Raw genomic sequence first — 25353 nt, 5'->3', positions numbered from 1 at the left:
TGGAGTCGCGTTCGGGGGTATGTGCATGAGCGCGCCGAACGCGATACGGAATGTGCCCCGCTGGGTGCTCGTACTGGTCGGCGTGCTGGTCGCCGCCCTCGTGGCGGTCGGTGCGTGGAAGAGTTTCACCCGGATCGGAACGACCCGGGTCACCGCCTATTTTCCGTCCACCTCCGGTCTGTACCAGGGCGACGATGTGCGGGTACTCGGGGTGAAGGTCGGCAGGATCGACTCGATCGAACCGGGCAGCGACCGGGTCGAGGTGAAACTGACGATCGATCGCGGCATCGACGTCCCCGCCGACGCGCGGGCGGTGATCATCTCGCCCTCGCTGGTCTCGGCGCGATTCATCCAACTCGCGCCCGCCTACACCGGTGGACCGACGATGCACGACGGCGACGAGATTCCGATCGAGCACACCGCCGTGCCGGTCGAATGGGACGACATCAAGGCGGAACTGTCCAAGTTGGCGACCGCGCTCGGCCCGGTCGGTGACGACAAGCAGGGTTCGTTCGGCCGTTTCGTCGACACCGCCGCCGACAATCTCGACGGTAACGGGCAGCGGTTCCGCGACACGCTTCATGAGCTGTCCGCCACGCTGAACACGCTGTCCGACGGGCGAACCGACCTGTTCGGCACCATCCGCAACCTGCAGAAATTCGTCGAAGTACTCGCCGCGAGCAACGAACAGATTGTGCAGTTCGGCGGTCGATTGGCGTCGGTGTCCGCGGTGCTGGCCGGCGTTTCGTCGGACCTCGGTGCGGGACTGGACAATCTGGACGCGGCGCTGGTCGACGTGCGCCGGTTCCTCGACGGCAGCGGCACCGAGCTCACCGAGGGCTTGCAGCGGCTCGCCGACGCGACCCAGGTGCTGGTCGACAAACGGCCCGCGCTGGAACGGGTGCTGCATTCCGGGCCGACCGCCCTGGCGAACTTCTATCAGATCTACAAACCCGCACAGGGAACGTTGACCGGCGCCATCGCCCTGAACAACACCGCCGACCCGCTCGGTTTCCTCTGCGGCTCGGTGCGCGCGCTGGAGACCAACGACTCCGATCGCAGCGCCGACCTCTGCGCGCAGTACTTGGCGCCGGTGCTCAACACCCTGGGGATGAACTACCTGCCGATCATGCTGAACCCGGCCAGTGGTGTGACCGCATTCCCGAACCAGTTGAAGTACTCCGATCCCGGTCTGGCCGGGCAGGTGGCGAGTCAGACACAAGCGCAGCAGCGGTCCACGCCGGTGAGTGTGCCGAACGGTATTGCCGGACTGGCGATTCCGGGAGGGGGGCGATGATGCCGAAGCGACGACTGCGCAGGACCGCCGCCCTGGCGGTGGGCCTCGCCGTGGCGCTCGGCGTGTCCGGCTGCGAGTGGGACGGGCTGAACTCGCTGCCGATGCCCGGCACCCAGGGCACCGGGCCCGGTTCCTACCAGGTGCGCATCCAGATGCCGAACGTGACCACCCTGACCAGGAATTCGCCGGTGCGGGTGCACGATGTCACGGTCGGTACGGTATCGAAGATCGAGGTGCAGGACTGGCACGCGCTGGTCACCGTCAGCCTGAATTCCGACGTGCGCCTACCCGCCAACGCGACTGCGAGGATCGGCCAGACCAGCCTGCTCGGCTCCAACCACGTGGAGCTGGCCGCGCCGACCGACCAGGCGCCCGCAGGGGAACTGCGCCCGGGCGATGTCATCCCGCTGGCGCGCGCCGGCGCCTTCCCGACCACCGAACAGGTGCTGTCGTCGCTGTCGGTGGTGCTCAACGGCGGCGGTTTTTCCCAGCTGGAAACCATTACCCGTGAACTGAATTCCGCGCTCACCGGCCATGAGGACGCGATCCGGGATCTGCTGCCGCAGTTGAATGAGCTGACCACGAACCTGGACCGCCAGACCGGCGACATCATCCGCGCGATGAGCGGACTCGACCGACTCAGCGGCCAGTTCGCTCAGCAGCGTGACGTCGTGGCGGCCGCACTCGAGCAGATCCATCCCGCGTTGACGGTGCTGGCCGATCGCCGGGCGAACATCACCCGGGCGCTCACCGCGCTCGGCGAGCTCAGTGACGTGACCCACCGGATCATCGACGCCGGAGGTAACAATCTGAAAGCCGACCTGCGCAGCCTCGTGCCCGTGCTGCGGTCGCTGGCCGACACCGGCAACAACCTCACCGAGGCGCTCAAGATCGTGCTCACCTTCCCGTTCCCGATGAAGAACCTCGATCACGCGATCAAGGGCGACTACCTCAATTTGTTCATGACGGTCGACCTGACCGGCCGGCGACTGGACTCGAACTTCCTCACCGGGACGCCGCTGGGCGGGCGATTCGGCGGCGTCGAGGGCGCGCTCGGCAGTTTCGCGCCGGGAACGGCCGCCCAGAACGGCAACCCGGCGACCGGGCCGCTGCAGGCGCCACCGCCGCCCGACGTGAGCACGCGGCCGACGCCGACCATTCCCGGCCTTCCGCCGATCCCCGGCCTGCCCGCGATTCCCGGTTTGACCGTGCCTATGCCGGAAGGTGCTGTGCCGCAAGGGAGTCCGGGACAATGACACTCACGCGATTCGTCCGCACCCAGCTGGTCATCTTCTCCGTGCTCACGGTGATCAGCCTGGTCGTGATGGGTGGGGTGTATGTGAAGTTGCCCGCGATGTTCGGTATCGGCCGCTATGCGGTCACCGTCCGGCTGGCCGCGACCGGCGGCCTCTACCCGACCGCCAACGTTGCCTACCGCGGCACGAATGTCGGTGTGGTGAAGGAGGTTCGGCTCACACCGGCGGGAGTCGACGCGCAACTGTCCATCAACAGCGACTTCAAGATCCCCTCCGACGTCGAAGCCTGGGTGCGTAGCGTCTCGGCGGTCGGCGAGCAGTACGTCGACCTGGTACCCGCCGAGCACCGAACCGGCGGGAACCTGCATGACGGCAGCGTGATCCCCATGGATCGCACCGAACTGCCGCAGGATGTCGGGTCGATGCTCGACCAGACCGACCGTCTGCTGTCCAGCGTCGCGGACACTCGCCTGCGGCAAGTCATCGACGAGGCGTTCCTCGCGTTCAACGGTGCGGGACCGGATCTGCAACGGTTCATCGACTCCGCGGCACTGTTGGTGCAGGAGGCGCACAACAACGCGGAGTCGACCAAGCGGCTGATCGATCAGATCGGGCCGCTGCTGGACACCCAGACTCGTTCGGACGCCGCGATCCGTTCCTGGACCGCTGATCTGGCGACGGTCACCGATCAGCTGCGCGGCCACGATCCCGCCTTGCGTGGTGTGCTGCGCGAGGGTCCCTCCGCGATGCGGCGGGTGAGTACGTTGTTCAACGACCTGCAGCCGACCCTGCCGCTGCTGCTGTCCAATCTGATCAGTGTCGGTCAGGTCGCTGTCACCTATCACGCGGGGCTGGAACAGATCCTGGTGATCTACCCGCCGCTGGTCGCGGCGCTGCTCACCGCGGTCCGCGGTCCACTCGAATACGGCGCGCTGGTCGACTTCATGGCCGTTGTCAACGACCCGCCGGCCTGCACTACCGGCTTTCTCCCACCGGACCAGCGCCGCTCCCCGAGCGAATTGGACACCGTGGACACGCCGCCGGGCCTGTACTGCAAGGTCCCGCAGGGCGCGCGCGAAGCGGTGCGCGGCATTCGCAACACGCCGTGCGTCGAGGTGCCCGGCGTGCGCGCCCCGACGCCGGAACTGTGCCGGACCGGGTACGTTCCGTTGGGTAACAACCCGCCGTTCGGCCCGCCGCAGCCGGTCGCGCCGGACCCCGCGGGCGCCGCACCGGCAAGCTACGGCGGCACACCGGCCGCCGCGCGAGCCTACGACCCGCAAACCGGTGTTTACATCGGCACCGACGGGCGAACGTACCGACAAGGCGATATCGGACCCGGCGGTTCGGGAACGGTACCGTCGAGCTGGCAGGCGATGCTCGAGGAGCAGCAACGATGAGTGATATCAACGGAAACGGTCGCCGCACGCGCCGGCGTGCGGTGCGCTCGGCCGGGCCTCCGGTCGACGAACTCTCGACCAGCACTGGCGCCGCGACCTCGGTCACCGAGGTCGGTTCGACGCGCGCGGATCTCGGCGCCGGAACGTCCGGTGTCCGTGCGGCCGGCGGGCGTACTTCCGTTGACGAGGCGAACGCCGCTGCCCCGTCGGCGCCGAACGAGAAGAATGCGACTGCCGACAGCGCCGCCACGGCTGACAAAGGGTCGGTCGCGCTCACGAAGGCGGAAGCCGCTGCCGTGCCGGTCGCCGCCGACGAAAAGACAGACGAAAAGACATTCGAGGACAAGACGACCGACGGGAAGCGCGGCCGCTCGCGAATCCTCGCGCTCGCCGCCGCCGCACTGCTGGTTCTCGCGCTCGTCAGCGGTGCGACCGTGTCCGTGTTCGCGATGCGCTCGGCGGACCAACGCGACGCGCGTCGCGAGGACTACCTGCGGACCGCCCGGCAGGCGATCGTCAATCTCACCACCATCCGGGCGGATTCGGCCAAGCAGGATATCGACCGGATCCTGTCGCTGGCCTCGGGGCAGTTCAAGACCGAATTCGACGGCCGGGTCGACCCGTTCACCAGCATCGTGCAGCAGGCCAAGGTGGTCTCGCACGGCGAGATCGTGGCGGCCGCGCTGGAAGGCGACGATGACCGCTCAGGACGTGTCCTGGTCGCGGCCAAGCAGACGCTGACCAATGCCGGCCAGGCCGAACCGCAGACTCGGTACTACCGGTTCCGGGTGACCGTCGCCCGCGGCGATTCCGGTATGAGCGTGTCCAACGTGGAGTTCGTGGCATGACGGGGATTCGGGGCAAGATCCGGCTCGGCATCGTCGGCGTGGTGGTCGCCGCCTCGGTGGTGATCGCGGGTGTCAACGGCTACCGCTACTGGAACGACCGGCAGGTCGAGCAGTCGCGCGAAGACGCGGTCGCGACGGCCGGCCGCACGGTCGAGGCGATGTTCACCTACAACCCGCAGACCGTCGACACCGAGTTGCGCAAGTCCGCCGACAACCTCGGCGGCAGCTTCCACGACGACTACCTGACGTTGATCGACAAGCAGATCGCGCCCGGCGCCAAGGAGAAGCAACTCACCGTCACGGCGACCACCCAGGCCAGCGGTGTCATCTCCGCCGATCGCGACCGCGCCGAAGTCCTGCTTTTTCTCAACCAGGTCATGACGAGCAAGGACACGCCACAGGGCACCACCACCGGCAGCCGGGTCCGCGTGGTCTTGGCGAAGCGGGACTCCCGATGGTTGGTCGAGGCGGTTGATCCGGTCTGATCGCCGAACTCGCGGCGGCGATTCGGCTACTCCGAATGCGGCGGCGTTCGGCGGGGCAGACGCACCGTGAACGTGGTTCCCGCGCCCGGCGTACTGCGCACGCGCACCGTGCCGCCGTGCGCGGTGACCAAGGCCTGCACGATGGGCAAGCCGAGTCCGGTGCCGCCGCTGGCGCGTGCGCGAGAAGTATCGGTGCGATAGAAGCGCTCGAAAATTCGCTCGGCCTCCTCGGACGGCAGACCAGGTCCGGTGTCGACCACATCGAGTACCACGTGGTCGGGGTCGGGAGTCAGCATGACCGTCACCACCGCGTCGGGCGCGGTGTGCGTCACCGCGTTGTTGAGCAGGTTCGCCAAGATTTGGCGCAGCCGCGCCTCATCGCCGACCACCTCCAACGTTCCCTGGCCCGGTTCGACTTTCAGTTCGATGGTGCGCGAGGGCCCCTCGGTATACCCGGCCGCGACCACCGCCCGCGCGTTGTGCACGGCGTCGCTGGCGACGGCGAGCAGGTCCACCGGTCCGAGCTCCAGCGGACGCTGCGCATCCAGCCGCGCCAGCATCAGCAGATCTTCGACCAGCACGCCCATCCGCTGGGACTCGTGTTCGATGCGATCCATGAACATCCCCGGGTCCGCGGTGGCGCCCTGGCGATACAGCTCGGCGAAACCGCGGATAGTCGTGAGCGGGGTGCGCAGTTCGTGACTGGCGTCGGCGACGAACCGGCGCATACGTTGCTCGGACCGCCGTGCGGCTTCCTCCGACGCCGCGGTCGCGGTGAACGCGTGCTGGATCTGCGCCAGCATGCCGTTCAGCGAGCGGGACAGCCGGTCAACCTCGGTATTGTTGCCGCGCACCGGGACTCGGCGATGCAGGTCGCCTTGCGCGATCGCGGCGGCGATATTCTCGACCCGGCGCAGCGGCCGCAGACTGCGCCGGACCACGAAGTACGCGATCACCGCCAGCGCGCCGAGCACGATCAGACCGACCACCAGTTCCAGCATCAGCAGCCGGTGCACTGTGTCGGTGTTCTGCGTGAGCGGCAGCGCCACAGTAGTCGTCCGGTCCGGTGTCCGCATCGTCAGTACCCGCCAGTCGATCGGTCCGCCGTTCACGGAGCCGACCGTGACGGGACCTGCCGGCGGCGGGTCCGGTACGGCGGGTTCGGCGTCGACGCCGAATGTCTGGATGACGAACGACCGTCCGTCGGTGCTCTGCACCCGAACGTAGAACTGGCTCGGCGCGTGGCGCGGGTCCGGCGGAAGCACCGGCGGTGGCGGCGTCCGCCGCCGAGACCACTCGACCGCACCCTCGCGCAGTTGCTGGTCGGTGCGGTTGGTCAGCTGCTGCTCCATGCTGGAGGTGACGACCATGCCCGAGATGAGCAGGCCCAGACCCGCCGTGAGGACCAGCAGCACCATCAGCGTCACCCGCAGCGGGATCGCGGACAAGCGGCTGGAGGCCTTCGCGCGGGCCGTCGTGATCCGACCCGGGATCATTTACCGCCCGACCGGCTGCGGTTCGGTGCGCGCATGACGTAGCCGACGCCGCGTAGCGTGTGGATCAGGCGGGTGTCACCGGTGTCGACCTTCTTGCGCAGGTAGGAGACATAGGTTTCGACGACGCCGACCTCACCGCCGAAGTCGTAGCGCCACACGTGGTCCAGGATGCGCGGCTTGCTCAGCACCGTGCCCGCGTTGACCATGAAGTAGCGCAGCAGCGTGAACTCGGTGGGGGACAGGGCGACCGGCTCGCCGGCCTTCCACACCTCATGGGTGTCGTCGTCCAGCTCGATGTCTTCGAAGCTGATCCGCGCGCTTTCCCGTTGCGGTGCGCCGTGGCCCGCACGGCGCAGAATGACCCGCAGCCGGGCCACCACCTCTTCCAAGCTGAACGGCTTGGTGACGTAGTCGTCGGCCCCGAGGGTGAGGCCGGTGATCTTGTCCTGCACGTCGTCGCGCGCGGTCAGGAAAAGCACCGGTGCATCGATACCGTCGGCGCGCAGCCGGCGCAGCAGACCGAAGCCGTCCATCCCCGGCATCATCACATCGACGATCAGCGCCTGCGGCCGGAAGGTGCGGGCCTTGTCCAACGCTTGTGCGCCGTCGGCCGCGGTGTCCACCTCGAAGCCCTGGTAGCGAAGGCTCACCGCGAGTAGTTCGACGATCATCGGCTCATCGTCGACCACCAACACCCGGGCCTCGGGCGTCGGCTCGGCAGGCACACCAGTCATTGCATCATGGTTGCGCACACTGGTGCGAAGTTCCTGGGCAAAAGCTGGGTGATTCCTGTGAACCGCCAGATCAGCGTGACGGTGTGCGCGATTCCGGATAGATGTCGTCATCGGTCAGCAACGCGCTGCCCGCGACCTGATCCTGTGCCAGCGCGTCGAGGAACGCTCGCGCCCAACGGTCCACGTCGTGGGCGAGCACTTGGCGGCGCAGCGAGCGCATCCGCCTGCGCCTGGTGTCCTTGTCGTCCTCCAGCGCGGCGACGATCGCGTCCTTCACACTGTCCAGATCATGCGGGTTGCACAGATAAGCCTGCCGCAATTCGGCCGCGGCGCCGGTGAATTCGCTCAGTACCAGGGCGCCGTTGAGCCCGCTGTGCGAGGCGACGTACTCCTTGGCGACCAGGTTCATGCCGTCGCGCAGCGGCGTCACCAGCATGACGTCCGCGGCCACGAAGAACGCGATGAGTTCGTCGCGCGGGATCGGTCGGTGCAAGTAGTGCACCACCGGGTAGCCGACCCTGGCGAATTCGCCGTTGATCCGGCCGACCTGACGCTCGATATCGCCGCGCATCTGGATGTAACTCTCGACGCGCTCGCGGCTCGGGGTGGCGAGCTGGACCATGACCGTCTCCGTCGGATCGACCCTGTCCTCGGCGAGCAGCTCCTCCAACGCGTTGAGCCGGATATCGATGCCTTTGGTGTAGTCCAGTCGGTCGACGCCGAGCAGGATGTTCTTCGGATTGCCCAGTTCGCCCCGGATCTGCGCGGCGCGCTCGCGCACCGACCTGCGCCGGGAGTGCTCGTCGAGTTCGGCCGAGGAGATCGAGATCGGGAACGCGCCTACGCGGACCGTGCGGAACCCCACCTGGACGACACCGAGCTTGGACCGGACACCCACGGACCCGCGCGACGTCGGCTGACCGGCCAGCCGACGCGCCAGATAGAGGAAATTCTGCGCGCCGCCGGGCAGATGGAAGCCGATCAGGTCGGCGCCGAGCAGGCCCTCGACGATCTCGGTCCGCCACGGCATCTGCATGAACAGCTCGACCGGCGGGAACGGGATGTGCAGGAAGAAACCTATGGTCAGATCGGGGCGCAACATGCGAAGCATCTTGGGCACGAGTTGCAGCTGGTAGTCCTGCACCCACACCGTGGCGCCCTCGGCGGCCACCTTCGCGGTGGCCTCGGCGAAGCGCCGGTTCACCGTGACGTAGGCGGCCCACCATCGGCGGTCGTAGACCGGGCGCACGATGACGTCGTGATAGAGCGGCCACAGCGTGCCGTTGGAGAAGCCCTCGTAGTAGTCACTGACCTCTTGGGCCGACAACGGGACGGGATGAAGCTCCAGACCATCCTCGATGATCGGGTCGACGTCGACGTCCGGGACCCCAGCCCAGCCGATCCAAGACCCCTTGTTGTTGCGCAAGACCGGTTCCAGCGCGGTCACCAGGCCGCCTGGACTGCGCTTCCATCGGCTGGTTCCGTCGGGCAGGCGTTCGAGGTCAACCGGGAGTCGATTGGCGACGACGACGAAACCGGAGCCCGATTCGGACGGGCCGGCGGTCGCTGCCGCGGTCTCAGCGGGTGAAGTGTCTCTGGCGTACTCGGAGTCGTCGGCCGGGTTCATCTCACTCACGCATCCTTTGCGCGTTCGCGCGCGTTGCTATATCCCCGCTGGAGTTGTGCCACCGACGTCACCGTTGACGTCGGAGATAAGGCTATTCGCCGCGCGCGCTCGGTCCGATACCCAACATGGACAACAGCATCCGGCACTCGTCGGCATCCTCGGCGTAGGCCGCGACCACCCGCTGCGCCTGCCGCGCGGTCTCGTCCGCGAGCGGCTCCAGATCGTCGTCCGCTATGTCGTTCGTGCTGCCTTTCGCGCCCATATTCAAGTCCTCCCGGCTCAATGCGCTCGTACGTGCAAGTAGTCAATGGTATGCGACGCCCGGACGTGGGTATGCGACGCCCAGATGTGCGTCCGTCCGGGCATCAGGCGGCGACGCGCCGCGATCCGGGCACCCCGGCCGGTGTGCCCGCCCGGTGTGCCCCTATACCGTGGAGACGCAGCACCAACTCCACGAAAGGGGCGACATGCCGCTGGCCACGGTGAACGGAATTTCCCTCAACTATCAGGTGAAGGGCGACCGCACGAGGGGCACCGACGTCAAGGGCTCCGCGCCACTCGTGGTGATGATCATGGGCACCGGAAGCCCGGGGCGAGTGTGGGAGCTGCACCAGGTCCCCGCGCTGGTCGCGGCTGGTTACCGGGTGTGCACGTTCGACAATCGCGGGATCGCTCCCTCGTTCGAGGCTGCCTCGGGCATGACCATCGAGGAATTGGTCGCCGACACCGCCGCGCTGATCGAATTCCTCGACGAGGGTCCCGCGCTGGTGGTGGGCACGTCGATGGGCGCGCGGGTGGCCCAAGAGCTGACGCTGGCCCGCCCCGACCTGGTGAGCAAGGCGGTGTTCATGGCGGGCCACGGACGGCTCGACCAGTTCCAGCGGACGCTTTCCCTCGGGGAACACGAGTTGGACGCCGGCGGGGTGCGGCTGCCGCCGAAATACGAGGCCGCGATTACCGCGGTGATGAATCTCTCGCCCGCGACCATGGCCGAACCGAACGCGGCCCGCGACTGGCTCGACCTGTTCGAGTTCACCGGCGGGCCGGTGCCGGCGGGCATCCGCGCCCAGCGCAAGATGGACCACGATTTCGACCGCGTGCAGGCATACCGGGCGATCCGCGTACGGTGCCTGTCGGTCGGGTTTGCTGATGACCGGATGATCCCGCCCTATCTATCCAGGGAGATCGCCGAGGTAATCCCGGGCGCGCGGTACCAGGAGGTGCCAGATGCCGGACATTTCGGGTATCTGGAAAGGCCGGAGGCGGTCAACAAGATTCTGCTCGACTTCTTCGCCAGCTGAGCCGAGTCGGTCGAGGGAAGAGTCGAGGCAACCGCCCAGGCGTAACGTTCTGCTTGCTAGGGTCGAAATAACGCTCGAGGTCCGTCGGCGCTCGCGGTTGAAGTAACCCGGCGCCGTGCGATCCTTGAAGCGATCCCGTACATAGTGCCAGTATCCAGTGAGGTGAAATGAGCACCAACCCCTTCGATGACGAAGACGGCCGCTTCTTCGTTCTGGTCAACGACGAGGAGCAGCATTCGCTGTGGCCGGCGTTCGCAGAGGTTCCGGCCGGATGGCGAGTCGTGTTCGGCGAGGAAAGTCGCGCCGCCTGCGTCGAGTATGTCGAGAAGAACTGGACCGACATGCGTCCGAAGAGCCTGCGCGACGCGATGGCCGCGGACGACGCGGCCCGTCAGGCCGCACAACAGTCCTGATCTGCGGTAGCCGATACTGCGCCGGGACCGCCGCTGCGTGATGCCGTGAATCCGGTGTCACGCAGCTGGCGTGTCCGGCTATGATGGCAACCGCTTTTCCGCCTCCTTAGCTCAGTGGTAGAGCACTCGCCTTGTAAGCGAGCGGTCGTCAGTTCAATCCTGACAGGGGGCTCCATACCAACCTCGCCGTGGTGGAGGCCCGGCAGCGAGTTGCCGGGTACAGCCGTTGCGATCTTTTGTCGGCGACGTGGTCAACGGGGAGTTGGACTGATCGATGAAGCTTCTCGCCGACCGGATTGAAGGATGGGCGAACGGCCCGGTTGCTCCGGCGCTCCATGACCGACATCGAGGCACTTCGTCGTAGTAGAGGATGCCGTCCTCGCGGTCGGTGAGTTGAGTGACTACGAGACGCAGACCATCGACACTGTGCTCGGGGCATACGGAGCCCTTGACGCACATCAGCTCAGCAACCTCACTCACAACGAGAGCCATGGATCGAAGCTCGGGCGGGTATCCCCGAGGGGGCTCGAGCGACGGTGTGGACTGGAAATTGCTGGCCGCCAACGCAAGTCCTACACCCCGCCGCCGTGCCCGTCCGCACGCTCAGGTCCTGCGTGGTCGGCGGCTCACTTGTCGCGAGGAGCGCCATCGCCCGCGATCTACTGGGCGCCATCGCTTTCCACGCCAGCACGCGCACGGTGTCACACACCCGCTCGAGTGGCTTCAGAGTCGCCATCGGCGGCTTCCTGGAATAGCTCGGCTGTTTCTTCGGTGCTGAGCGGCCAGCCGTCGGCGCCGATGATCGACAACTCGCCGTCGATGTGGCTGTGTCGGATGCCGATGGGTTCGTTGTCACTCGCCATGGTCGGCCCCATCCCCGCGGCCAACGCGGTAGGCGGACGCCGACAGATACTGCAGACAGTCCGGGCCGTGGCCCCCGTGCACGCGGGCGACGAAGTCGGCTTCCTCCAGTGAACGGAATGCGCCTTCCTGCCAGCACTTCCGGTGGAACTGGCGCCACATTTCGGTGTCGGCGAGGGTTGTCATCGAGCTCTCGCAAGGACGAGATGCTCGGCCGCGATCAGCACATCCATGGTGGCGCGCTTGGCCGCGCAACTGTCGGCGTCGCAGTCGATGAGGTCCTGCATCACCTCGTGGGCTTGCTGCAGGCTGTAGATTCCCTCAGGCGCGGTATGGCAGCCACCGAAGTGGTCTAAGGCATAAGGAAGGCCGACGAAGATCACCCAGCCGAGGAACGCTACCGCTGCAACAACGATCAGAACTGTGACGTGTTCGGACATCTCGTACCCCCTGGCGCTACGTGGTGTGGTTGGTGGGCACCCGACGCCGAGGACACGACGTTCAACCCGGCGCCGGGTGCTGGTTTCAGGTTCAACCTCCCGATCCCTGTGAAGTGCCAAAGGTTTTGTCACACTGTTGGAGGGGCAGAGGGCAGGATGTGATGGCGATGAGCAATGAGCAGGACCACGGCATCGGGGAGCGGGTAGCCGAGGAGCGCAAACTTGCAGGTTGGACACAGCCACGGCTGGCCGCGGAAGCGAATGTGTCGGTGTCGCTGGTGCGTGCTGTCGAGCAAGGGCGGGCGCCGGCATCCCCGGCGTTCGTGTCCTCGGTCGCAAAAGCATTCAAGGTGAGCCCGTCCGAGCTGCTCGGTCAGCCGTACCCGCGCACGACCCGCGACGAAACCGAGGTCGCTTCGGGTATCGCGCTGATCCGCTCCGAGTTCGCCGCTTACGACATCCCCCCGGCCGGTCTGCAGCCGCGCCCGATCGAGGTAATAGCGGTGGAAGTAGAGCGGATGCGTGCGTTGCGCCGGGCATCGAACCTGCGCCAAATGTCCCAGGACCTGCCGACATTGATGACCGAGGCTCGCGCGCTTGTGCACCAGGAACAGGGCGGTAACCAACAGCGTGCGTTCCGGCTGCTCTGCGAGCTGTATCTGTGCGCCCGAGGGATGGCGCACAAGCTCGGCTATATCGACCTGATGACAGTCGCCGTCGAGCGGCTAGCGTGGGCTGCATCGGGCACTGGCAGTCAATTGTGGGTGACCTCGGCTCAATATTTCCGGGCCTTGATCCTCACCTCGACGGGCGAGTGGAACACCGCGTTGGCCTATCTCGAGCGTTGTCGGACCGAACTGGAATCCCATCTGGCGAAGGAAGATACTGAGGACCTTGTCAGTTGGGGCGGACTGCACTTGCAATCTGGGCTTGCCGCGGCGCGCGCCGGGGATCGGGACACCGCAGATGCGCACTTGACCGAAGCGCGAGATACGGCAGCTCGGGTCGGCGATGTCGACTACCACGAACCGGTGTTCTACTTCGGTCCGACGAACGTTGGCATCTGGTCGGTCGGACTGGCCGTCGAGATGCTCGACGGGCCGGGGGCAATTACACGGGCCGAACATCTCCATGTTCCCGCGTCAACGCCGAAGTCTCGTGCCGGCCATTTGTATATCGACCTTGGCCGGGCCTTTCTGCTGCACGGTGACCGGACGAAGGCGCTGGACGCACTGAACATGGCCAAGCGGATCGCGCCGATCCAGACCAGGTATCACCCGATGGTGCACGAGACGGTGCGTGTACTGGCTCGGCAGGAGGCGCGGAGCACCGAGACACTGCGCGGATTCGCCGCATGGTGCGGTGTCGGTCAGTAGTGACACGGTCCCGCGAGGGCAGACGTTCAGGTGTCTCACATTGGGACGCTCTCGCTGCCTTCGTGTTTCGGTGGTCAGAACGCGGGATTCACTCCGGTTCGGCCTGGGTCGTGCTGAGCGAGCAGATCTGCCACCCAGGATGGCCGCTTCGCCTTCTGCGGTTGTGCCAGAGCCTGTTCGATGACGAGGGTCTGCAAGACTTCTTCCAGGTCCGACCGCGCGTACTGTGCTTCGGCGGCCGCGATGGCTGCTGTGAAGGTCTCGCGGAGTTCTGGCGGGCCGAACTCGATCACGACGCCCCGGCGCAGATAGTGGGCGATGGGGCCGCGCCGTTCGGCAATGCCCGGGGAGGTGTGCAGCGCGATCGCCTCCCAGATGGGATCGACCATCGCCGCACGCCATCCGCGCTGCTGCAGGAACTCGGCCGCAGCGTCGGCGCCCTCGATTTCGAATCGGGAGGGACCGTTGTACAGGTCAGCGGTGCCGGAATCGTGGAACAGTGCGGCAAGGCACAGCGATTCGGCATCGAGGTCGGTCACACCGTCCCGACGAGCTGCTTCCCGGCCCAGCAAGAAGGTGCGGACACTGTGGTTGTAGATCTGTGGATGCACGACTGTTCGGATGTGCGCAGCGGCGTCCTCGACATGTCGGGAGTCCGGCATCGAAGTAATCATGAATTACGCTCACAGACTTCCGTGTTCGATGGCGGCCAGCAGCTGATGCAAGGCGACGGCGTCGCTGAAGGAAGGGGCTTCGGCGGTGCCGTGCTGCTGGTCGTGGGCGAAGGCTCGGTACAGGTTCGCCACATTCCGCGCCGGACCGGCCAGTCCGAGTTCGGGATAGCGGTCCGGCGTGTCGATCGGGGCGACCCGGGTCGCGGCGCCGTTCGCGCCGGCCAGCGCCAGTTCGATTGCCTGCAGATTGCCGTTGGGCACAGGGCTGGACAGCAACAGGTCACCGTCGGTGCCGTTGACTTCCCAGCGCAGATCGCCGACCCGGGACAAGCCGCCTCGATAGAACACCGACGCGACCGCGCCGCTGCGCAGCCCGGCGGTGATAGCGATCTGATCGGGTGCGGTCACCGGAATGACACGATCGTCGCCGACGCGAACGGTGTCGCGTCCCACCGCGACGGTCGAGGTGATCGAGTCGAGGTCACCGAGCACATGGGTCACCGCGTCGAGGGCGTGACCGACCGACACGGACAAGGTGGTGGCGCCATTGCGCGCGTCGAACAGGTACGCGTGCGCGCTGTCGGTGCTGGGACCCCACGCTTGCCCGGAGCCGATGAGAGTGGTCGCCAGTACTCGTCCGATGTACCCCTGTTCGATGAGTTCACGCATCGCGCGTACCGCCGGAGCGAACCGCGCTTGCAGGCCGATGAGCGTCGCAACGCCCGCCATCGCGGCCGCATCGGCCAGATCTCGGGCTTGGTCGAGGCTGACGCCGAGCGGCCACTCGCTGAAGAGCATCTTGCCGGTGGACAGTGCCCGGCCGAGGAGCTCATGGTGATCGGTCACCTTGACGGCGACCACGACCAGATCCACGCCGGGGTGCTCGATGAGCTTGCGCGCGTCGTCGAACGCGTCGACGCCCCAGAGGTCGGCGGCGCGCTGAGCCGACGCCGGCCGACTGGTCGCCACGGCGCGTAACTCGTACTCCGGCAGCGCCTGCAGAGCGGGCACGTGCGCCGCCGCCGCCCAGCCGCCGTCCGGGCTGGCGCCGATAATCCCTACACCGATCGGTCTCATGACCTTCCTTCCTGTCGTCAGTCGAAGAGCAGAACGAGCCTGCCGCGGATACCTCCGGCTTCGAGTGCGCGGTGTGCCTCGGCCGCCTCCGCCGCCGGGTACGTTCGCGCCACTCGAAGGGTCAACTTCCCCTGTTCTGCCTGGGATCTCAGCTCGTCGAGCTTGTCGTGGGCATGGGTGTAGTCCGGCACCCACACCTCCCGAACGGCGATGCCGCGTGCTTCCCGCAGCGGTGCGCTGCCTCGCTCTTCCCTTCCGCGCACCACAGCGATCTCCCCACCGTCGCGCACCGCGGGCACGACGTCGTCTCCCTGGAGCGCGGTGTCTATGACCGCGGCGACACCCTCAGGCCACCACTGCCGGATACGATGTCCCACACCGGGACCGCGAGCGACGATCTGATCGGCCCCCAGTGTGGCCACCAAGGTCTCGTCGGCAGCGCCGGCATCGGCGATCACCCGCAGCCCGTCTGCTTTCGCCAATTGAACGGCGTACCCGCCGACCGAGCCGGCAGCACCGGTGACTGCCACTGTCTCCCCAGGGCGCAGGTGCAACACATCCAATGCCCGGCGCGCGGTGAGCCCGTTCATCGGCAACGTGGCGGCCTCGGCATGCGTGGCGCCGCCCGGCGCCCGGGCGACCTGGTCCGCCTCGACGACGAGGTATTCGGCGTAGGCGCCGCCGGTGGCGTCGATGGGCATGACGATGGTCATCACGCGGTCACCGACGCGTAGATCGGTCCGGGCGCCGGGCCCGATCTCGTCGACGATGCCGGCAGCCTCCATACCAGGGCGATAGGGCGCGACGAGGGGCGCCGTGCGCAACAGCGCGTCGAAATCGCCGGCCCGCAGCAGTGTGTCACCGGGATTCACCGTTGCGGCGTGGACACGGATACGGATCCGCCCTGGGCCCGTACTCGGTCGGGGAACGTCGACGAGCTCGAGGACGTCTGGACCTCCGTACTCGGTGACCGCGACCGCCTTCATGGTCGGCGCGGTCATGCCGCGCGGGTCCGCAGTATGTCTCTGCTGGTGAGCTGGAGCATTGCTACTGCCTCCTCTGTCGGGTGTTCGGTAGTCATTGCGGATGTCGGGGACCGAGTTCGCCGCGACCCGGATGTCCCGGAGTCGGGTTCCGTCGTTGCCGCGGTGGAACTGCCGCCGGTTGTACTCGAGGCTCTTCGAGAGACCGGTACCGACGACGTCGAACCGAGTCGGTTCGATGGCGTGATCTCGCTAGTCATCTTCGCGACGGACCGGCATCAGCGAATCCGCCACCGGACAGTCCGACCGGCCGGTCTCGGGTGCGGCGGTACTGCTGTCGGGTGTCGGAGCAGTGCGTCGGCCCACGCTAGCCGGCTTGCTCCGCGGGCAGTGCGCGGTCGAGCTGGCCACGCGAGCTGATGCCGAGCTTGGCGAATACCTTGCTCAGGTGGTACTGGACGGTGCGGGCGCTGATGAACAGGCGCGCCCCGATCTCCGGGTTGGACATCCCCGCGCGGGCAAGCCGCGCCACCTGGGCCTCCTGGGCGGTGAGCTGTTTATCGTCCACGGCGTGCGCACTTTTGCGCATCGTGTCGCCGGTCGCGTTCAGTTCGCGCCTGGCGCGCTCGGCGAATGCCGTCATGCCCATCGCGGCGAACAGGTCATGGGCGGTACGGAGCTGTCCGCGGGCATCGGTACGGCGGCGTTCTCGGCGTAGCCATTCCCCGTACACCAGGTGAGCGCGGGCCAGTTCGGCGCGCATCCGGGTTCGATCGAGCCGGACGATCGATTCGCGGTACAGATGCTCGGCGGTAGCCCCGGCGCTCAACAGCGCGCGCGAACGCGCCCCAACCCCGAGCGCCCACTCGGTGCCGCTGGCACCGGTCATCTCGCCGAGTCGGCTCAGGGCGGCAGCCGCCACCTCGCTCGCACCACCTCGGACAGCGGCCTCGACGAGCTCCACAAGTGCCCAATTCGTCGCCGCGAGTTCGGGGGCGAACGCGGCGGCGAGTTGGGCGGCGTCGAGGGCTTTTCGGTAATCGCCGATACCGTTGTACAGCACCGATTCGGCCCACCGGGCGACACTGATGCCGTTTCCCTCACCACGCGTGGTCACCTCCCGTACGGTGGATTCGATCAGCGCTGATGTCTTGTCCCGCTCGCCGCGCAGTGCCGCCAAGCCCAGCGCCGCGTAGGGTGCGAGGCTGCTTCCGGTCGCGTCCTGTGCGGCCTGTAATTCCTCGACCACCGCCGCCGCGCCGAGGAGGTCCCCTTCGAACAGCAGCGCGACACCGTGCGCGCTGAGCGCGACCGGAACGTCGGTAATGGCGCCGGTGGCGCGGGCGAGCTCCACATAGCGGCGGGTGAGCAGGTGCAAGCGCTCGTCGTCCCACGCACTGTAGGCGGCGGTGGCCGCGAAGAGCGCCAACCTCAACTGCTCCGCCGCGGGCATGTCGTCGTCGAAGGCGGCCAGAGCGCTGCGCAGCGCGGGCACGGCGAGCACGTATCCCTCGTTGTAGTGCGTGGTCAGCCAATCGAGGAGCAGGTCGGGCGGCCCCGGGGCCCCGTGCGGGCGTGGCGCCGAGGCCGCCGCACGAGCAACCTCCAGCACGCTGGCGCCGACCGCGAGGCGGCCGGCGAACATGGCGGCCAACATCGCGTCCAAGTAGGTGGCTCGCGACTCGGCGATATCGATCGACTCGAGCCGCTGGGCGGCCTGCAGTAGCAGTGGCGCAGCAGCGCTTCCGCGGCTGCTGACGAACGCGAGTCGGGCTCGCAGGACCTCGGCGCGGGCTCGTTGGAAATCGCTGAGTGATTCGGTCTCCGCCATCGCCAGCAGATCCAGCGCCCCATCGAACGCACCCGCCTGGATTTTGGCGGCCGCGGCGCCGAGGGCCCGTTCGGCTCGCTGCGCCGGGTCGACAGTGAGTGTCGCCGCACGCGCTAGAAATGCGGCTGCCGCGCCGACGCCACCGCGGGCCTGTGCCCGGCCGGCCGAGCGGGCGAGTTCTGCGGCGACATCGTCATCGGGACCCGAGGCGGCATGTGCTCGATGCCATGCCCGGCGGTCGGGATCCAGCTGCGGATCGGTGACCTCGGCCAGGGCGCGGTGCGCCTGCTGCCGGTCGCGCAGCGATCCGGACCGATAGGCCGCCGAGCGAACCAATGGATGCCGGAACCGTACTCGGGTGGTGAAAGCGGCCAGATCTGCTTCGACCGCGGGCGTCGCTGCTTCCGGGCCGATTCCGAGCCGGTCGGCCGCTCGCCACAGCAGCGCGGAATCACCCGTCGACTCAGCCGCCGCGAGCAACAACAGACGCCGGGCCCGATCCGGCAGGGCGTCGATCCGCGCGCGGAAGGTCGCTTCGATATCAGCCGAGAGCCGAACCGCGCCGGGGAGTCCGAACCCGCCGGCCAGCTCCTCGGCTGTCAGCCCGTGCGGCACCTCCAGCAGGGCCAGTGGGTTGCCGCGCGTTTCAGCGACGATCTGGTCGCGGACCCGCGGATCCAGCGGTCCGGTCGACACCGCGTCGAGCAACACACGGGCCTCAACTGTCCGCAATCCCCGGACGACCAGCGTCGACAGTCCAGCAAGCGCTTCGCTGGGTTCGCTGGCGGCGAACACCAAGCCCACCGACTCCGCGCCGAGGCGGCGCGCGACGAAGGCCAGGACCTGCGCCGATGCGCGATCGAGCCACTGCTCGTCATCCACCAGGCACAGCAATGGCCGCTCCTCGGCCACATCGGACAAGATATTGAGCACCGCCAGTCCGACGAGGAAGCGGTCCGGCGCCGGTCCCGCGGTCATGCCGAACGCCGTACTGAGCGCACTGCGCTGCGGCGTCGGCAGCCGTTCCAACCGGTCCAGCATCGGCAAGCACAGCTGGTGCACGCCGGCGAAGGCCAGCTCCATCTCCGCCTGGACACCGGCGGTACGCGCGATGCGGCACTGCGCGGCGCTGCGTGCCACGTACTCCAAGAGCGCGGTCTTGCCTACGCCTGGTTCTCCGCGCACCACCAACGCCCGGCTCGCACCGGCACGGACGGCATCGACGAGTCGGTCGAGAATCGCGAGTTCGTCGCGACGCCCGACCAACTCCACCGCAGGCCCACCCGCGGGAACACCGCTAGGCTGCACAACGCTGACGCTACCGGAGGGCTGACGGTTCAGCTGTCGAGTGCGGCCGACCAGGCCCGGGCCGACGCTCTGAACGAGGACTCAGCCGGCCGTGAGTTCGGGTCGGTCGTGCCTCGATATCGTGCCGGACCACTGCCGCGCGACAACTCCTCCGAGACAGCAAGGTGCGGGATCTGTGCACCCGAGCCCGTTCGAGTCCGGGTTGGATGCGGGGGCGCAGGCCGGCGCCGGGACACAGCCCTGGGCGTCGGGTTGGTCGACCACGATCAACAGCGGGATTCGGCTGAACACCGCCCGCGGCCGCGACCCGGGGTCGGGCAGCGCCCTTGTCGGACAACCGCTTGCCGACCGTGTCGAGACCGACCGTGTGATGTTCGTTTTCCACCTCAGCGCCGCGGAACTCGGTATACGACTGTGCCGCTTCGCAGCTCCGCATCGCACGAATTCATGGAACGGCTCGACTGATGAACAGCAGCGGACCCACTCGATCCGCCTTGTCCGCAAGCGGTTGTCGACACAATTCGCGCCGATCCCCCCGGCGGGATGGCGTGCAGTGGCTGTGCAATACGCCGATCGTTCTCGATTCAGGCGGCCGAAATAGCCGGGCGCGCACTGCGCATCCGCCCCATAGCCGATCGCGGCGGTCGACGGACATGGGTTTCGACGACAGCGACACCGACAACATCACGCGTGAATACCGGATCGGCCACTTCATCAAAACTTCGGCATCCCCGGCGCACCCCGCGCCGAATCATACGGTGTCGGGGCTGTTCCTCTGCCGAAAGTATTGAGATGTACACAGATAGCGCGCCATTGCCAACAGGGCACGCGGACTCATACGAGGACGGTGTGCGATGCCTGAACTGATCGACTTCTCCGCCGCTTTGATCGACCCGCAGGCGATCAAGGACGCCGGATACGCCGGTGTCATCGGCTACTTCAGCGATTCCCGACCGGGCACGAACTTCGGCGCCAAGCCGTTGACCCGTGAATACTGCGACCGACTGCGCGCCATCGGGCTCGAGGTGGTGAGCAATTATCAGTACGGCAAGGGCGACACAGCGGACTGGAAAGGGGGATTCGACGCGGGCGTCCAGCATGCCCGGATAGCGCTCGGCTACCATCTCGCCGCCGGTGGGCCACGGTTGCGGCCGCTGTACGCCCCGGTCGACGCGAACCCCTCGCTAGCGGAGTGGAACTCGTTGATCGCCCCGTTCTTGCGGGGCTGGGCCTCGGTGGTCGGCCTGGAGTGGACCGGCGTCTACGCCAACGCGCGCTGCATCGACTGGGCGCTCGAGGACGGCGTCGCCACCTGGTTCTGGCAACACAACTGGTCCGGCGACACCTCGATCAACGGGGACCATCCGTCCGCGCACCTCCACCAGATCCGCATCGACCGGGACGTGGTCGGCGGAGTCGGGGTCGACGTCGACAAAATTCTCGCCGCCGACTACGGACAGTGGTCGAAAGCGGGTTCGCCGCCACCCGATCCGGGCGTCGACACCAAGCCGAATTACCTCGAACTCGATCGAATGGGCAATTCGGCTTCCAGCCGCCACGGTGCGCGCGTCGTCAATTTTCTCCTGCACACGCAGGAAGGGAATGGGACCGCGGAGAGCCTTGCGAATTATCTCAACGATCCCAGCCGCGGGGTGAGCTATCACTACACCCTCCGTGACGGCGTGGTCGTGGATGTCGTCGACACCGATTCGGCGAGCTGGTCTGTGCTGGACGCGAATCCGTACACCATCAATCTCTGTTTCGCGGGCAGTCGCGCCGCATGGAGCCGCGACCGGTGGCTATCCATTCGCGATGATCTCCGGATCGCGGCATGGCTCGCGGTACAGGATGCCCGAAAGTACGGTTTCGACACCTATGTCATCGCACCGCCATATCAGCAGCGTTCCGGAATCTCCGACCACAAATATGTGACCGAGTGCCTCGGGATCGGCACACACACCGATGTCGGCCCGAATTTTCCGTGGGATGTCTTCGCGCTCGACGTGCAGGCCTTTACCAGCGGTGAGCCAGGCGGGGCACAGCCGAACGCGATCAACGATTGCGCCGCGGCGAGTCCATGGCTGGGCGTCCGGAGCACTGTCGGCGAGATCGCGACTGCCGACGGCGTCGGCCGATTCGCCGAATTCGAACACGGTTCCATCTATTGGCACCCGTCGACCGGCGCGCACGCCATCCCGGAAACACTGTGGGGAAAGTTCGAGGAACTGCACTGGGAATCCGGCCCGCTCGGCTATCCGGTCACCGACCGCACCGTGCTGAACGGGCCGGACGGCGCGCCGTGGGGTGAGGTGCAAGGTTTTCAGGGCGGCGCGCTCTACCGCCGGGAACCGAACGAGGACGCCTTCTGGGTGCACGGTGCGATCGGCGACCGCTGGAGCCGCTCGGGCTACGAGAACGGTCCGCTCGGCTGGCCGAGCAGCGACGAAATCCCCTGGGATAGCGGCACATATCAGGATTTCGAGCACGGCAGGGTGTTCTGGACTCCGCGCCAGACATTGGCGACGGTCTCGATCGGTGGCGTCGATCGACCCCTGCACGACCCGCAGGGGTGACACCGGGGAGGTCAACCGGTCCGGCCGCTTGTCGCAGCCGGATCGGTTCACGTCAGGTCGACCGCGCGATCAGTCGGGGACGTTGGCGCCGTAGCCGAGGTCACGCAGGGCCTGCTTGATCTTGGTTTGGGCTTCGTCGAGCGATGCGGGGGTCGGGTTGTGGTCGGCGCCGGAGATGTCGAAGTTGCCCATGGTGAACGCCGGGAATACGTGGACGTGTAGGTGCGGGACTTCCAGACCGGCGATCAGCAGACCGGTGCGCGGCGCGTCCCACGCCGTGCGTACCGCCTGGCCGATCTTCTGGGCGACGCCGGTGAGCCGACCGAAGAGGTCCGCGTCGATGTCCTGCCACTGATCGATCTCTTTGCGGGGGACCACGAGCGTGTGGCCCGGAGTGACCGGTGCGATGGTGAGGAACCCGACAAACTCTTCGTTCTCCCAGACGAACCGTCCTGGGAGCTGACCGGCGATGATCGCGCTGAAGACAGAAGCCATATTCGGCAGACTAGACCGGTTCGTTCGCGCGGGCGGCCACGCCGCACCCCGCGCTACACCGCCACGAAGTGCGACAGGATGCCCTGCACCTCGTAGATGTCCACCTGCCGGTTGAACCTTTTCTGCAGCGGCTCGTCGGTCCCCGAGACCCAGATGGCCAGTTCCGCGTCCAGATCGAAGGTGCCGGCGGTCTCCACCGAGAAGTGGGTGATCGCGCGGTAGGGGATGCTGTGGTAGCTCACCTTGCGACCGGTGACGCCCTGCTTGTCGATCAGGATCAGGCGGCGGTTGGTGAACAGCATGGCGTCGCGAACCAGCAGATACGCGGCGTAGATCTGTTCACCGTCACCGAGGAGTCTGGTGTACTCCTGTTGCGCCTGGCCCGGATCGATCCGTCCGGCATTGCCCATCAGTCCGTCGATCAGACCCATCGTCAGCACATCCTTCGGGTGCTCCGGTGTGATCGGTGCGAGCGGTGCGCGCCCACATCCGTTGTCCCACCCATCATCCCCTGGGCCAGGGCCGGTAGCGGGTAACCACGACAACCGGCTCGTTTAGGCTGTCTGCCGTGCGCGTACTCGTCATCGGTTCCGGAGCCCGTGAACATGCCCTCGTCTTGGCGCTGCGCCGGGACCCTGCGGTGAGTGCGCTCTTCGCCGCCCCCGGTAACGCAGGCATCGCTCAGCACGCGCAGATCCGCGCGGTCGACCCGTGCTCCGCCGAGTCGGTGGTCGGTGTGGCCACCGAGGTGGCGGCCGACCTCGTGGTGATCGGACCGGAGGTTCCGCTGGTGCTCGGCGTCGCCGACGCGGTGCGCGACGCGGGCGTCACATGTTTCGGTCCGTCGGCCGCGGCCGCCAGGATCGAGGGTTCGAAGGCGTTCGCGAAGGACGTGATGGCCGCGGCGGGTGTGCGCACCGCGCACAGTGAGGTTGTGGACAACCCGGCCGAGCTCGATGCCGCACTCGATCGATTCGGCCCGACCTGGGTGGTGAAGGACGACGGCTTGGCCGCAGGCAAAGGTGTCGTGGTGACCGCGGACCGCTCGGCCGCGCGCGACCACGGCGCCGAACTGCTCGAGCAGGGCCATCCGGTCCTGCTCGAATCGTTCCTGGACGGACCGGAGGTGTCGCTGTTCTGTCTGGTCGACGGCGAGACGGTCGTCCCGCTGCTGCCCGCACAGGACCACAAGCGCGTCGGCGACGGCGACACCGGACCGAACACCGGCGGTATGGGCGCCTACACCCCGCTGCCCTGGCTGCCCCCGGAGACGGTCACCGCGATCGTCGACGACGTGGTGAAACCCGTTGCCGCCGAACTCGTGCGGCGCGGCAGCGGATTCTCCGGCCTGCTCTACGCGGGTCTCGCGATCGGCGCGGCGGGTCCCGCGGTCGTCGAATTCAATTGCCGCTTCGGCGATCCCGAGACCCAGGCGGTGCTCGCGCTGCTGGACAGCCCGCTCGGCGAACTGTTGAACGCCACGGCCACCGGTACGCTCGCACAGCTGGCTCCGCCGCGCTGGCGCGACGGCTCGGCGATCACCGTGGTGCTCGCCGCGGAGAATTATCCGGGCCGCCCGCGGCTCGGCGACGCCATCGGCGGTGCGGTGGAGGGCGCGCTCGCCGGCGACGCCGCCGTCCTGCACGCGGGAACCGCGCTGCGCGACGATGGTGCGCTGGTCTCGGCGGGCGGTCGGGTGCTCAACGTCGTCGGTGTCGGCGCCGATCTCGGCGAGGCCCGCACGCATGCCTACGACCGCATCGCCGCGATCAAGCTGCCCGGCAGCCACTACCGCACCGACATCGGCCTGGCCGCCGTCGAGAACCGCATCACCGTCTGAGATCGACGCGGGTCGGTAGCGGCACGGGCGCCGGCGGCTGGACGGTATCGAACGCGGCGCTCAGCTGACGCTCAGCCCACGCAGCGCCAGCCACTGCTGTGGATCGACGTGCTGCCCGCCCTCGATCACCTCGAAATGCAGGTGCGGGCCGGTCGAATCGCCACGGTTGCCCATCCGGGCGATCTGCAGGCCCGCTGGCACCCGTTCGCCGACCGAGACGAAGAAGTCGTACATGTGGCCGTACACGGTGATGCTGCCGTCGTCGTGCCGGATTCGTACCCACAGGCCGAAGCCCTCCGCGGGGCCCGCGTCGATGACCGTCCCGTCGGCGACCGCGTAGATCGGGGTGCCGATCGGGCCGGCGATATCGATGCCGTTGTGGAACGTGCCCCACCGAGAGCCGAAACCGGAGGTGAAGAGGCCTTTGGTGGGCAGAACGAAGCCCCCGATACCGGGTGGGCGGGTCCCCGGCCGCACCGGTGCGCTTCCGGTCATCCACGGTTGGCGCTCGCCGGCGACCGCGGCGGCCGCCTCGGCCTTGGCGCGTTCCAACGTCGCTCGCGTGGCGGCGGCGACGACCGCCTGCTCGCGCAGGTGCTCGCCATGCGCGATCGCATTCAGCAGCCGGTGCACCGACGGCGGACTGTTCTGTATCTGCGGGGGATAGGCGACGGCGACCCGCTGGGCGCGGCCCGGCGCAGGGGTGCGATCGGTGACCATCCCGGCGAACGACGTGTCGCTCGCGGCGAACACCGCGGCCGCCGCGAACCCGGCCAGCAGCACCTTGTGCTCGCGCAGCAGCTCGCGCAGCGCGGCGCCGGTGGGCCGTCGCTGCCAGACCGCACGCAGGTCGGGCCTGCGTTCCCACCGCTGGACCAGTTGCGCCCAGAGCGCCTTTGGCTCGGCTTTCCCACCGGTCCCGACCAGCCGGTACCCGGTGCGTTTTCGCCCCCGCCACCGGCGTGCGACGGCGCCGATGCCGCCCACTCCGCGCACTCGGTCCAGCCCGTGTCGTCGAGCTTTCTCAAGCATTACGCC

Annotated in this window: 25 protein-coding genes and 1 tRNA gene; 12 read left to right on the top strand and 14 right to left on the bottom strand. The window is 67.5% G+C overall.

Annotation, left to right across the window (positions count from 1 at the left end):
* Positions 1 to 25: 25 nt before the first annotated feature.
* Genes AB0B25_RS15170 through AB0B25_RS15150 form a run of 5 tightly spaced genes read left to right on the top strand, consistent with a single transcriptional unit; the run spans position 26 to position 5286 of the window.
* Positions 26 to 1297: an MCE family protein gene (locus tag AB0B25_RS15170; RefSeq protein WP_357178870.1), complete on the top strand. Its 1272-nt coding sequence runs from the start codon at positions 26 to 28 to the stop codon at positions 1295 to 1297.
* Entirely contained in the window at positions 1294 to 2553 is a 1260-nt protein-coding gene (locus tag AB0B25_RS15165) for an MCE family protein (protein WP_357178867.1), read from the top strand. The genes AB0B25_RS15170 and AB0B25_RS15165 overlap by 4 nt, the downstream gene beginning before the upstream one ends.
* Positions 2550 to 3953 (top strand): MlaD family protein, encoded by a 1404-nt coding sequence (locus AB0B25_RS15160; RefSeq protein WP_357178864.1) that lies wholly within the window; start codon positions 2550 to 2552, stop codon positions 3951 to 3953. The genes AB0B25_RS15165 and AB0B25_RS15160 overlap by 4 nt, the downstream gene beginning before the upstream one ends.
* The gene (locus AB0B25_RS15155) at positions 3950 to 4801 is read left to right on the top strand and encodes a hypothetical protein (protein WP_357178862.1); all 852 of its coding nucleotides are present in this window, start codon (positions 3950 to 3952) and stop codon (positions 4799 to 4801) included. Before AB0B25_RS15160 ends, AB0B25_RS15155 begins: the two co-directional genes overlap by 4 nt.
* Entirely contained in the window at positions 4798 to 5286 is a 489-nt protein-coding gene (locus AB0B25_RS15150) for a h domain protein (protein ID WP_357178860.1), read from the top strand. The genes AB0B25_RS15155 and AB0B25_RS15150 overlap by 4 nt, the downstream gene beginning before the upstream one ends.
* Positions 5287 to 5312: 26 nt before the next feature.
* On the opposite strand, the gene AB0B25_RS15145 is transcribed toward AB0B25_RS15150, so the two are convergent.
* The 4 genes from AB0B25_RS15145 to AB0B25_RS15130 form a co-directional block, all read right to left on the bottom strand.
* On the bottom strand, positions 5313 to 6734 hold the full coding sequence (locus tag AB0B25_RS15145) for a HAMP domain-containing sensor histidine kinase (protein ID WP_357178858.1): 1422 nt from the start codon (positions 6732 to 6734) through the stop codon (positions 5313 to 5315).
* A 44-nt stretch (positions 6735 to 6778) separates the two neighbouring features.
* Positions 6779 to 7516: a response regulator transcription factor gene (locus AB0B25_RS15140; protein ID WP_357178855.1), complete on the bottom strand. Its 738-nt coding sequence runs from the start codon at positions 7514 to 7516 to the stop codon at positions 6779 to 6781.
* Positions 7517 to 7586: 70 nt separating this feature from the next.
* On the bottom strand, positions 7587 to 9143 hold the full coding sequence (locus tag AB0B25_RS15135) for a trehalose-6-phosphate synthase (RefSeq protein ID WP_357179014.1): 1557 nt from the start codon (positions 9141 to 9143) through the stop codon (positions 7587 to 7589).
* Between the two features lie 91 nt (positions 9144 to 9234).
* The gene (locus AB0B25_RS15130; protein WP_357178853.1) at positions 9235 to 9405 is read right to left on the bottom strand and encodes a hypothetical protein; all 171 of its coding nucleotides are present in this window, start codon (positions 9403 to 9405) and stop codon (positions 9235 to 9237) included.
* A gap of 205 nt (positions 9406 to 9610) precedes the next feature.
* On the opposite strand from AB0B25_RS15130, the gene AB0B25_RS15125 reads away from it, so the two are divergent.
* The 3 genes from AB0B25_RS15125 to AB0B25_RS15115 all read left to right on the top strand — a co-directional run bounded on the left by AB0B25_RS15125 (position 9611) and on the right by AB0B25_RS15115 (position 11032).
* A complete protein-coding gene (locus AB0B25_RS15125) occupies positions 9611 to 10444 on the top strand; it encodes an alpha/beta hydrolase (protein ID WP_357178850.1) in 834 nt (277 codons plus the stop codon).
* Between the two features lie 167 nt (positions 10445 to 10611).
* Positions 10612 to 10857 carry an MbtH family protein gene (locus AB0B25_RS15120; protein WP_357070533.1) on the top strand — a complete coding sequence of 82 codons (246 nt, stop codon included), beginning with the start codon at positions 10612 to 10614 and terminating at the stop codon, positions 10855 to 10857.
* 100 nt (positions 10858 to 10957) lie between these two features.
* Positions 10958 to 11032, top strand: a tRNA-Thr gene (locus AB0B25_RS15115).
* Between the two features lie 526 nt (positions 11033 to 11558).
* Here the strand turns inward: AB0B25_RS15115 and AB0B25_RS15110 are convergent.
* Genes AB0B25_RS15110 through AB0B25_RS15100 form a run of 3 tightly spaced genes read right to left on the bottom strand, consistent with a single transcriptional unit; the run spans position 11559 to position 12158 of the window.
* Positions 11559 to 11720, bottom strand: coding sequence for a hypothetical protein (locus AB0B25_RS15110; protein WP_357178847.1), 162 nt, complete (start codon positions 11718 to 11720; stop codon positions 11559 to 11561).
* Positions 11710 to 11904, bottom strand: coding sequence for a hypothetical protein (locus AB0B25_RS15105; RefSeq protein ID WP_357178845.1), 195 nt, complete (start codon positions 11902 to 11904; stop codon positions 11710 to 11712). Before AB0B25_RS15105 ends, AB0B25_RS15110 begins: the two co-directional genes overlap by 11 nt.
* Positions 11901 to 12158 (bottom strand): hypothetical protein, encoded by a 258-nt coding sequence (locus AB0B25_RS15100; RefSeq protein ID WP_357178843.1) that lies wholly within the window; start codon positions 12156 to 12158, stop codon positions 11901 to 11903. The genes AB0B25_RS15105 and AB0B25_RS15100 overlap by 4 nt, the downstream gene beginning before the upstream one ends.
* A gap of 167 nt (positions 12159 to 12325) precedes the next feature.
* Here AB0B25_RS15100 and AB0B25_RS15095 point away from each other — a divergent pair, with 167 nt between their 5' ends.
* Positions 12326 to 13534 (top strand): helix-turn-helix transcriptional regulator, encoded by a 1209-nt coding sequence (locus tag AB0B25_RS15095; RefSeq protein ID WP_357178841.1) that lies wholly within the window; start codon positions 12326 to 12328, stop codon positions 13532 to 13534.
* A 74-nt stretch (positions 13535 to 13608) separates the two neighbouring features.
* On the opposite strand, the gene AB0B25_RS15090 is transcribed toward AB0B25_RS15095, so the two are convergent.
* The 4 genes from AB0B25_RS15090 to AB0B25_RS15075 form a co-directional block, all read right to left on the bottom strand.
* Positions 13609 to 14196: an HD domain-containing protein gene (locus AB0B25_RS15090; RefSeq protein ID WP_357178838.1), complete on the bottom strand. Its 588-nt coding sequence runs from the start codon at positions 14194 to 14196 to the stop codon at positions 13609 to 13611.
* Positions 14197 to 14217: 21 nt separating this feature from the next.
* Positions 14218 to 15285, bottom strand: coding sequence for a Gfo/Idh/MocA family oxidoreductase (locus AB0B25_RS15085; RefSeq protein ID WP_357178836.1), 1068 nt, complete (start codon positions 15283 to 15285; stop codon positions 14218 to 14220).
* 17 nt (positions 15286 to 15302) lie between these two features.
* A complete protein-coding gene (locus tag AB0B25_RS15080) occupies positions 15303 to 16271 on the bottom strand; it encodes an NADP-dependent oxidoreductase (protein WP_357179011.1) in 969 nt (322 codons plus the stop codon).
* 364 nt (positions 16272 to 16635) lie between these two features.
* On the bottom strand, positions 16636 to 19407 hold the full coding sequence (locus AB0B25_RS15075) for an AAA family ATPase (RefSeq protein ID WP_357178833.1): 2772 nt from the start codon (positions 19405 to 19407) through the stop codon (positions 16636 to 16638).
* A 653-nt stretch (positions 19408 to 20060) separates the two neighbouring features.
* Between AB0B25_RS15075 and AB0B25_RS15070 the strand changes: the two genes are divergently transcribed.
* Positions 20061 to 20198 (top strand): hypothetical protein, encoded by a 138-nt coding sequence (locus AB0B25_RS15070; protein ID WP_357178830.1) that lies wholly within the window; start codon positions 20061 to 20063, stop codon positions 20196 to 20198.
* Between the two features lie 63 nt (positions 20199 to 20261).
* Positions 20262 to 21980: a glycoside hydrolase domain-containing protein gene (locus tag AB0B25_RS15065; protein ID WP_357178827.1), complete on the top strand. Its 1719-nt coding sequence runs from the start codon at positions 20262 to 20264 to the stop codon at positions 21978 to 21980.
* Positions 21981 to 22049: 69 nt separating this feature from the next.
* Here AB0B25_RS15065 and AB0B25_RS15060 read toward each other — a convergent pair whose 3' ends face one another.
* Together AB0B25_RS15060 and AB0B25_RS15055 are read right to left on the bottom strand one after the other, a co-directional pair.
* A complete protein-coding gene (locus AB0B25_RS15060; protein WP_357178825.1) occupies positions 22050 to 22475 on the bottom strand; it encodes an HIT family protein in 426 nt (141 codons plus the stop codon).
* A gap of 53 nt (positions 22476 to 22528) precedes the next feature.
* On the bottom strand, positions 22529 to 22906 hold the full coding sequence (locus AB0B25_RS15055) for a PH domain-containing protein (RefSeq protein ID WP_357178822.1): 378 nt from the start codon (positions 22904 to 22906) through the stop codon (positions 22529 to 22531).
* A gap of 137 nt (positions 22907 to 23043) precedes the next feature.
* Here AB0B25_RS15055 and purD point away from each other — a divergent pair, with 137 nt between their 5' ends.
* Positions 23044 to 24315 carry a phosphoribosylamine--glycine ligase gene (gene purD, locus AB0B25_RS15050; protein ID WP_357178819.1) on the top strand — a complete coding sequence of 424 codons (1272 nt, stop codon included), beginning with the start codon at positions 23044 to 23046 and terminating at the stop codon, positions 24313 to 24315.
* Between the two features lie 60 nt (positions 24316 to 24375).
* Here purD and AB0B25_RS15045 read toward each other — a convergent pair whose 3' ends face one another.
* On the bottom strand, positions 24376 to 25347 hold the full coding sequence (locus AB0B25_RS15045) for a M23 family metallopeptidase (protein ID WP_357178817.1): 972 nt from the start codon (positions 25345 to 25347) through the stop codon (positions 24376 to 24378).
* Between the last annotated feature and the right edge of the window lie 6 nt (positions 25348 to 25353).

It is taken from the genome of Nocardia sp. NPDC049190, from assembly GCF_040648115.1.
Taxonomy (GTDB): Bacteria; Actinomycetota; Actinomycetes; order Mycobacteriales; family Mycobacteriaceae; genus Nocardia.
Note: the sequence above shows the minus strand (reverse complement) of the source record. Positions and strands in the feature narration are given on the sequence as shown.

What these genes read in the sequence shown, in the direction of transcription:
- AB0B25_RS15170 (WP_357178870.1), top strand. Translation starts at nt 26, where the DNA reads ATGAGCGCGCCGAACGCGATACGGAATGTGCCCCGCTGGGTGCTCGTA.
- AB0B25_RS15165 (WP_357178867.1), top strand. Translation starts at nt 1,294, where the DNA reads ATGATGCCGAAGCGACGACTGCGCAGGACCGCCGCCCTGGCGGTGGGC.
- AB0B25_RS15160 (WP_357178864.1), top strand. Translation starts at nt 2,550, where the DNA reads ATGACACTCACGCGATTCGTCCGCACCCAGCTGGTCATCTTCTCCGTG.
- AB0B25_RS15155 (WP_357178862.1), top strand. Translation starts at nt 3,950, where the DNA reads ATGAGTGATATCAACGGAAACGGTCGCCGCACGCGCCGGCGTGCGGTG.
- AB0B25_RS15150 (WP_357178860.1), top strand. Translation starts at nt 4,798, where the DNA reads ATGACGGGGATTCGGGGCAAGATCCGGCTCGGCATCGTCGGCGTGGTG.
- AB0B25_RS15140 (WP_357178855.1), bottom strand. Translation starts at nt 7,516, where the DNA reads ATGACTGGTGTGCCTGCCGAGCCGACGCCCGAGGCCCGGGTGTTGGTG.
- AB0B25_RS15135 (WP_357179014.1), bottom strand. Translation starts at nt 9,143, where the DNA reads ATGAACCCGGCCGACGACTCCGAGTACGCCAGAGACACTTCACCCGCT.
- AB0B25_RS15130 (WP_357178853.1), bottom strand. Translation starts at nt 9,405, where the DNA reads ATGGGCGCGAAAGGCAGCACGAACGACATAGCGGACGACGATCTGGAG.
- AB0B25_RS15125 (WP_357178850.1), top strand. Translation starts at nt 9,611, where the DNA reads ATGCCGCTGGCCACGGTGAACGGAATTTCCCTCAACTATCAGGTGAAG.
- AB0B25_RS15120 (WP_357070533.1), top strand. Translation starts at nt 10,612, where the DNA reads ATGAGCACCAACCCCTTCGATGACGAAGACGGCCGCTTCTTCGTTCTG.
- AB0B25_RS15110 (WP_357178847.1), bottom strand. Translation starts at nt 11,720, where the DNA reads ATGGCGAGTGACAACGAACCCATCGGCATCCGACACAGCCACATCGAC.
- AB0B25_RS15105 (WP_357178845.1), bottom strand. Translation starts at nt 11,904, where the DNA reads ATGACAACCCTCGCCGACACCGAAATGTGGCGCCAGTTCCACCGGAAG.
- AB0B25_RS15100 (WP_357178843.1), bottom strand. Translation starts at nt 12,158, where the DNA reads ATGTCCGAACACGTCACAGTTCTGATCGTTGTTGCAGCGGTAGCGTTC.
- AB0B25_RS15095 (WP_357178841.1), top strand. Translation starts at nt 12,326, where the DNA reads ATGAGCAATGAGCAGGACCACGGCATCGGGGAGCGGGTAGCCGAGGAG.
- AB0B25_RS15090 (WP_357178838.1), bottom strand. Translation starts at nt 14,196, where the DNA reads ATGCCGGACTCCCGACATGTCGAGGACGCCGCTGCGCACATCCGAACA.
- AB0B25_RS15085 (WP_357178836.1), bottom strand. Translation starts at nt 15,285, where the DNA reads ATGAGACCGATCGGTGTAGGGATTATCGGCGCCAGCCCGGACGGCGGC.
- AB0B25_RS15080 (WP_357179011.1), bottom strand. Translation starts at nt 16,271, where the DNA reads ATGAAGGCGGTCGCGGTCACCGAGTACGGAGGTCCAGACGTCCTCGAG.
- AB0B25_RS15070 (WP_357178830.1), top strand. Translation starts at nt 20,061, where the DNA reads ATGGGTTTCGACGACAGCGACACCGACAACATCACGCGTGAATACCGG.
- AB0B25_RS15065 (WP_357178827.1), top strand. Translation starts at nt 20,262, where the DNA reads ATGCCTGAACTGATCGACTTCTCCGCCGCTTTGATCGACCCGCAGGCG.
- AB0B25_RS15060 (WP_357178825.1), bottom strand. Translation starts at nt 22,475, where the DNA reads ATGGCTTCTGTCTTCAGCGCGATCATCGCCGGTCAGCTCCCAGGACGG.
- AB0B25_RS15055 (WP_357178822.1), bottom strand. Translation starts at nt 22,906, where the DNA reads ATGGGTCTGATCGACGGACTGATGGGCAATGCCGGACGGATCGATCCG.
- AB0B25_RS15045 (WP_357178817.1), bottom strand. Translation starts at nt 25,347, where the DNA reads ATGCTTGAGAAAGCTCGACGACACGGGCTGGACCGAGTGCGCGGAGTG.